The organism is Pseudonocardia sp. N23 (genome assembly GCF_002583555.1).
In the GTDB taxonomy this organism is placed as follows: Bacteria; Actinomycetota; Actinomycetes; order Mycobacteriales; family Pseudonocardiaceae; genus Pseudonocardia.
Map to the genome: position 1 here is coordinate 1 of NZ_BEGX01000122.1, position 643 is coordinate 643.

General features: G+C 70.1%; 1 protein-coding gene. It reads right to left on the bottom strand.

Features of this window, described 5'->3' with window-relative positions; all coding sequences use genetic code 11:
• Positions 1 to 623: GntR family transcriptional regulator (locus TOK_RS27930; RefSeq protein ID WP_098960989.1), on the bottom strand; the 623-nt coding region annotated here is incomplete at its 3' end.
• Positions 624 to 643 lie beyond the last annotated feature (20 nt).

Here is a 643-nt window from a genome sequence, read left to right on the forward strand (position 1 = left end):
CGGATCGTCGGGTGCAGCAGCATCTCGCGCAGCTCGTCGAGGTGGTGGTCGCGCAGCAGGCCGACGATGTGACGGAGCCTGCGGCCCGACGCCGCGGGGTCGTGCAGGATGTCGAAATTGAGCGACCGGTAGGCCGTCGTCTTGATCCAGAGCCGGCGGATCTCCTCGACGATGAGGTGTCGGCCGGACAGCTCGTAGATACCGATGTAGAGGTCGGAGAGGCCCTGCATGGCGATATCGGGCCGCCCCGCGGCGGCGTGTTCCTCGATGCCGCGCACCTGCTCCTCGAAGGACGCCAGCTGCTGCTCGTCGGGCCACTCCAGCGACGTCAGCGCCTCCTGCTCCAGGAGCAGGCGCATCGTGTAGAGCTGCTGCATCTCGTCGCGGCTGAAGCGGGTCACGAAGTAACCCTGGTGCATCCCGTGGACGACGAGGCCCTCCGTCGTGAGGATCTCCAGCGCCTCGCGCAGCGGCGGCCGGCTCACCCCGATCCGGTCGGCCCACAGCTGCTGACGGACCTGCTCGCCGGGAGCGAGCTCACCCTGCGAGATCGCCCGGCGCAGCTCGGCCAGGACGAGAGCGGTGGACCGGCCCGCGGGTCGGGCGATCGGCGCTCGTGCCATGGTGGTGCCTCCGGTGCGGG